Source organism: Mesorhizobium sp. M7A.F.Ca.CA.002.09.1.1, from assembly GCF_003998555.1.
In the GTDB taxonomy this organism is placed as follows: Bacteria; Pseudomonadota; Alphaproteobacteria; order Rhizobiales; family Rhizobiaceae; genus Mesorhizobium; species Mesorhizobium ciceri.
The window spans coordinates 1-5,625 of the sequence record NZ_RZRR01000316.1; the positions used below are offsets into that span (position 1 = coordinate 1).

The following is a 5,625-nucleotide window of genomic DNA, read 5'->3' on the forward strand; positions in this document are numbered from 1 at the left end:
CTCGATCTACACTGGCCTGACGCTTCAAAACGCAAATGAAGCCGAGTAAAGCGCATGTAGAGCGCCTAGTCAGGAAATCCATCAGAAACTTCGTATTCGGGAAGCTCTCGAAGCTGTCTTCGTCGTGATGTAGAGCGGGCCGGATCTCCACCGAAGGCCAACGTGAAGCCCTCTCACTCCCGCGACTTTTATGCCGGTGCCGGCGAGCCCTGTAAGGCAGGCCGCAACAGCAGTTGATGCCTATATTCCAGCGCGATGGCGCCCCAGATCAGGCCGAGCAGCAGGTAGACATGGCGCCAGTGGTCGATGTCGATGAAGGTGCCGAGCCCGATATTGCCGATGAAGGCGACATAGGCGCACAGGAGATAGGGCTGCCACGGCCGGTCGCGCAGCAGGATGCGGAAGCCGGCTGCTATCGTCCACAAGACGAGCGCGAGGAACGACACGAAGCCGAGCCAGCCATAATCCATCAGCATCTTCAGCCAGATGTCGTGGGTGTCTTCACCGAAGATCGTGCCGAAGACCAGCGGGCCGATGCCGAACGGATGCTCCATCGCCATCTGGAAGCCGATGCCGTAGCGGGCGAAGCGGCCGAGGCGGGCGGTGTCGTAGCTCTGTTCGAGATGGGCACGGTTGGAGAACATCTCCGACACGCCGGGCAGCTGCAGGATGACGATCATGGCGACGACCAGCAGCGCCAGTGCTGCAATCGTCATCACCACCACGCGCAGCCGGAACATGCCGCTGGCGCTCTGCAGGAACAGGCAGCCGGTGAGCAGGACGGCCGAAACGGCGAACATGCCCCAGGCGCCGCGCGAAAAGGAGAAGAAGATGCCGGCGGTGATGATCAGCAGTGGCACCGCCAGCAGCGGCATGCGCGTCACCGGTCCGGTCAGGAGCAAATAGAGCAGATAGATGCCGGGCAGCACCAGGAACGGTCCAAACACGTTCGGATCCTGGAAGGCGCCGGCGGCACGGTCGTATTTGGTGAACATCTCGGCGCCCGGAAAGGCATGGAAGTAGCCTGCAATGCCAAGCAGCGAGGTGGCCACGGCCGAAACCACATAGGCAATGAAGATCAATCGGTAGAGGCTCGGCTGTACGGCTGTGATCGATGCGAAGAACACCGCGCTGAAGGCGAGAAACAGCGACACGGCGAGATAGAGCGGCGTGTTGGCGAGGTCCGCCATCTGCGTCATGGAGATCATGCCGCCGATGTTCATCGTCACCAGCAGCACCAGCAGCGGCGTTGCCGCGCGGGAAATCCGCAAGCCGAAAAGCGCCCAGATGGCAATCAGCCCCGCCATGTAGAGCTCATAGGGCGCCGGCTCGCTGATGACGAAGCCGGACAGCAGAATGCCGATGAAGACCGCGCCCGAGGAAATCAGCGCGACCAGCTTGGCGTTGACCACGACCTGCGGCAGATCATGGCTGATCGCGCTCAATAGGCGTTTTCCGTATTGAGCAGCCGGAGCGGCGTCAGGAACAGGATCCGCAAATCGAACAGCAGCGACCAGTTCTCGATGTAGTAGAGATCATACTCCGTGCGCATGCGGATCTTCTCGTTGGTGTCCATCTCGCCGCGCCAGCCATTGATCTGCGCCCAGCCGGTGACGCCGGGCTTGACCTTGTGGCGGGCGAAATAGCCGTCGACGACCTCGTTGTAGAGCAGGTTATGCGACTGCGCGGCGATGGCGTGCGGACGCGGGCCGACCAGCGATAGCGAACCCAGAAGCGAATTGAAGAACTGCGGCAGCTCGTCGATCGAGGTCTTGCGGATGAAGCGGCCGACGCGGGTGACGCGAGGATCGTTCTTGGTCACCGTCTGCTTGGCGGTCGGGTCGGCCTTGTCGGTATACATCGAACGGAACTTATAGACCTCGATGATCTCGTTGTTGAAACCGTGCCGCTTCTGATGGAACAGCACCGGACCCTTGCTGTCGAGCTTGATGGCGATGGCGGTCGCCAGCATGACCGGCGAGAACACGACGATGCCGATCAGGCTGAAGACGATATCGAAGGCGCGTTTGGCCACCGAATCCCAGTCGTTGATCGGCTTGTCAAAGATATCCAGCATCGGCACCGCGCCGATGTAGGAATAGGCACGCGGGCGAAACTGCAGCGCGTTGGAATGCGCCGAAAGCCGGATGTCGACCGGCAGCACCCACAGCTTCTTCAGCAACTGCAGAACGCGGGATTCGGCGGTCAGCGGCAGCGACACGATCAGCATGTCGATGCGGGCTATGCGGGCGAATTCAATCAGTTCCGAAATGGTGCCGAGCTTGGGGTAGCCGGCGACGATGGGCGGCGAGCGCTTGTCGCTGCGATCGTCGAAGATGCCGCAGATGCGGATATCGTTGTAGGGCTGCTTTTCGACCGAGCGGATCAGGATTTCCGCCGCCTTGCCGCCGCCGACGATGACGGCGCGCCGCTCCATGCGGCCATCGCGCGCCCAGGCCCGGATCAGCTTCGACATTACCAGCCTGAGGCCGAAGATGAGAACGAAGCCGATGACGAACCAGCTGCCCAACAAAAGGCGCGAATAGTTTTCCGACATCTTCATGACGAACGCCGTCAGCGCCATCAGGGCGAAAGTGCCGGCCCAGACCAGCAGCACACGGCCGAAATTGGCGATCGGCCGCATCAGGGCGACGATCTGGTAGCAGTCGGTGACGTCGAGCAGCACCACGGCAAGGAACGACGCGGCGGCGATCGTTACCGGATACTGCCAGGCGAGATAATTGAAGAACCCGACATAATGGAAATAGACGGCGAGCCCGGACAGGAACAGCAAGCCGAATTCGACCATGCGCAGGACGCCGCTGACCATGATCGGCGACATCGTATCGCGCCGGTACTGCGAGGCGACCTGGCGCGCGACATCGTTCATGCCGCTTGGCGTGTCGCCATCGGCCGGGCCGTCGAATTTACGCACCGCCTCTGCTGAAAAGCGGCGCGCGGGGTCGATCTCGTTCATGAGGGCTTTCCGCAAGCTTCCCCTCGGTCATAGCAAAAGAGAGCTAAGAAACCCTTGAAACAACATACGGCTTTGGAACGGCTTGGTCCTGCGCCTACTTGTCGAGCGCGGCGAAATAGGCGTTCTCGATGTCGGCGGCCATCACATCGGCGCCGAAGCGTGCCTTGAGGTCGGCCCCATCCGGCATCAGGTCGCGATAGGCGGCCGGGTCGGCCAGCGCTTGGCTCATCCTTTCGGCGAGCTCGATCGGGTCAGGTCGGATCAGGGCAGGGGAACCGGTGTCGAATATCTCCGGAATGCCGCCGACCGCTGTTGCGATCATCGGCTTTCCCGCGGCAAGCGTTTCCAGGACGATATAGGGCATGGCTTCGGCGCGCGAAGGAACGATGATAAGCGCGGCAAGGGCAAAGGCCTCCCTGGCCGGCATCGGCGGTAGGAAGCGGACATGGCGCTCGAGCCCGAGGCGTTTCACTTGCCCGTGGTAACGCGGTAGGTCGTCGCCGTCGCCGACCATCACCGCGGTCAGCGCGCGGCCGAACCGTGGGCCGGCGAGCGCCAATGCGTCGATGAAGATGTCCGGCCCCTTCAGGTCGCGCATCATGCCGATATAAAGCAGGTCGGCTGCGTCCGGCGCGGTGATCACCGGCTCGAATTCAGTGGCGCGCAGGCCGTTATAGACGAGGGTGTTGGGAATGGGCGGCTCGCCGACCTTGTGGCGATAGGTCCGCCGCTCATAGTCCGAGACAAACAGCAGATAGTCGGTGAAGCGAGCCATGAAGCGCTCGAGCGCGAAGAACAGCTTTCCGGTGGTCGTGTTCTCGTCATAGTGGAGGGAGCCGCCATGCGGCGAATAAAGGCGGGCTACGCGAGACCTTGATACCCGCAACAACGAGCCGAACAGACGGGCATAGGCGCCACCCTTGGCGCCGTGCCCGTGCAGTACGTCCGGCCGCAATTCCTTGATGATCCTGTACGTGCGCCAAGCCGAGGCAAGGTCGCCGGGACCGACGTGGCGCTGCATCGGCGTGCGATGAATGCCGAGCGCCAGCATGTTCTTCATCTGCTCGAACAGATGTTCCTCGAACGCGCCGCCCGTCGTCGAATCGCAGACGATGCCGACGGAATGCCCGGCGGCGACCTGCGCCTCGGTCAGGTCGCGCACATGCCGGAAAATTCCTCCGACGGGTGAGCGAAAGCAATGGACGATCCTGAGCCTGTCCGCCACTTGGTATCTGTCAGAACAGGCGTTCGCGGACGTAGACCGTATCGCCCGGCAGCAGCGGGTCGGAGGTGACCACGCGGCCGGTCATCACCTTGCCGTTGATGTCGCGGGTGATGTCGACGCTTTCCTGGTTGGCGCGCGGCGTGAAGCCGCCGGCAATGGCGATTGCCTTCTGCACCGTCAGGCCGGGGACGTAAGAGTATTGGCCGGCGGCACCCACTTCGCCCATGACGAAGATCGGCCGGTAGCGGTCGATCTCGACCGAAACGTCGGGATCGCGCAGATAGCCTTGCCGCAATTTGTCGGCGATCTCCTTTTCCATCTGCTGCGCGGTGTGGCCGCGCGCCGGTATGGCGCCGACAAGCGGGAAGGAGAGATAGCCGGATTGATCGACGCTGTAGGTGTTGGTCAGCCCGTCCTGCTCGAACACGGTGACGCGGACGCGATCGCCGGCGCCAAGACGATAGGGCTGATCGAGCACCTCATGGAAGGCGGCCGGCGTCGGCCGGTAGCTGGAACAGCCAGCCAGCATCGATACGGCAAGCAGCGCGCGAAACAGGGAAGCAGTGCTTTTCATGACCGGACAAGTACCTTCGACTGGGCCGCTGCGGCGTCGCAGCAAACATCAGGGATCGAGGCCCGTTATCATCCTGTTAGGGTTAATGGCCGGTAAAGGGAGCGGCCGACACGTGGCGCATCGGCAAGAGTTTTTGCGATTTCTGGCGGTTTTGTTTGTCGCCCGCCAGTAAACCCTAACGGAAACTTACCGCGATCTTAACGGCTGAGTTACCATAGTTGTTTACGGTGCGTGCTGACCCAGTATCGGAGTAGGGATGCATGTCCGTTCAGTCCGCGGCCGCAGATGTCGATGTCGATCTCAGGCAGCTCTTCGCCAGCCTGGCGAGGAATTGGCTGCGTATAGGCCTCGTCGTCCTGTTGGCGACCGGGCTGGCCTTTGCTTTCGCCTCGCTGGCAACCCGGCACTACAAGGCCGAGACGCAGGTGGAGATCGCGCCGCGCGAATCCATCTACACGCGGCCGGCCAGCAACAACAACGACACCGACAAGCCTATTCTCGACGAGCAGGGCGTCGCCACCCAGGTCCAGATCATTTCCTCCAACGAAATCCTCAAGCAGGTCTCGCAAAAGCTTGGGCTGGAAAAACTGCCCGAGTTCAATGAAGCGCTCGACATGTCGGCGCTGAGCCGCGCTCTGGTCCTGGTCGGCCTGAAAAGCGACCCGATGGAAATTCCGACGGAAGAGCGCGTGCTCAAGAAAATGCACGAGAAGCTCAACGTCTACGGCGTCGAGAAGACCCGCATCATTGCCATCGAGTTCTCATCGGAAGATCCCAAGCTCGCGGCCGCCATACCGGACGCCATCGCTGCCGCCTATATAGCGGGGCAAGGGGCGGCCAAGCTCGAAT

General features: G+C 61.9%; 5 protein-coding genes. 1 reads left to right on the plus strand and 4 read right to left on the minus strand.

Going from position 1 to position 5,625, the window contains the following annotated elements:
- Window positions 1–188 precede the first annotated feature (188 nt).
- From EN994_RS15585 to EN994_RS15600, 4 genes are all read right to left on the minus strand, one after another.
- The gene (locus EN994_RS15585) at window positions 189–1,445 is read right to left on the minus strand and encodes an O-antigen ligase family protein (RefSeq protein ID WP_063167772.1); all 1,257 of its coding nucleotides are present in this window, start codon (window positions 1,443–1,445) and stop codon (window positions 189–191) included.
- Entirely contained in the window at window positions 1,442–2,977 is a 1,536-nt protein-coding gene (locus EN994_RS15590) for an undecaprenyl-phosphate glucose phosphotransferase (RefSeq protein WP_063167773.1), read from the minus strand. The genes EN994_RS15585 and EN994_RS15590 overlap by 4 nt, the downstream gene beginning before the upstream one ends.
- A gap of 94 nt (window positions 2,978–3,071) precedes the next feature.
- Window positions 3,072–4,202: a glycosyltransferase family 4 protein gene (locus EN994_RS15595; protein ID WP_063167774.1), complete on the minus strand. Its 1,131-nt coding sequence runs from the start codon at window positions 4,200–4,202 to the stop codon at window positions 3,072–3,074.
- 10 nt (window positions 4,203–4,212) lie between these two features.
- Window positions 4,213–4,776, minus strand: coding sequence for a polysaccharide biosynthesis/export family protein (locus EN994_RS15600; RefSeq protein ID WP_013532220.1), 564 nt, complete (start codon window positions 4,774–4,776; stop codon window positions 4,213–4,215).
- Window positions 4,777–5,036: 260 nt separating this feature from the next.
- Here EN994_RS15600 and EN994_RS15605 point away from each other — a divergent pair.
- A partial coding sequence (locus EN994_RS15605; RefSeq protein ID WP_245466037.1) for a Wzz/FepE/Etk N-terminal domain-containing protein occupies window positions 5,037–5,625 on the plus strand: 589 nt, incomplete at its 3' end.

Bases quoted from the DNA above. Each gene is read 5' to 3' on its own strand.
- EN994_RS15600 (WP_013532220.1), bottom strand. From the start codon at position 4,776: ATGAAAAGCACTGCTTCCCTGTTTCGCGCGCTGCTTGCCGTATCGATG.
- EN994_RS15590 (WP_063167773.1), bottom strand. From the start codon at position 2,977: ATGAACGAGATCGACCCCGCGCGCCGCTTTTCAGCAGAGGCGGTGCGT.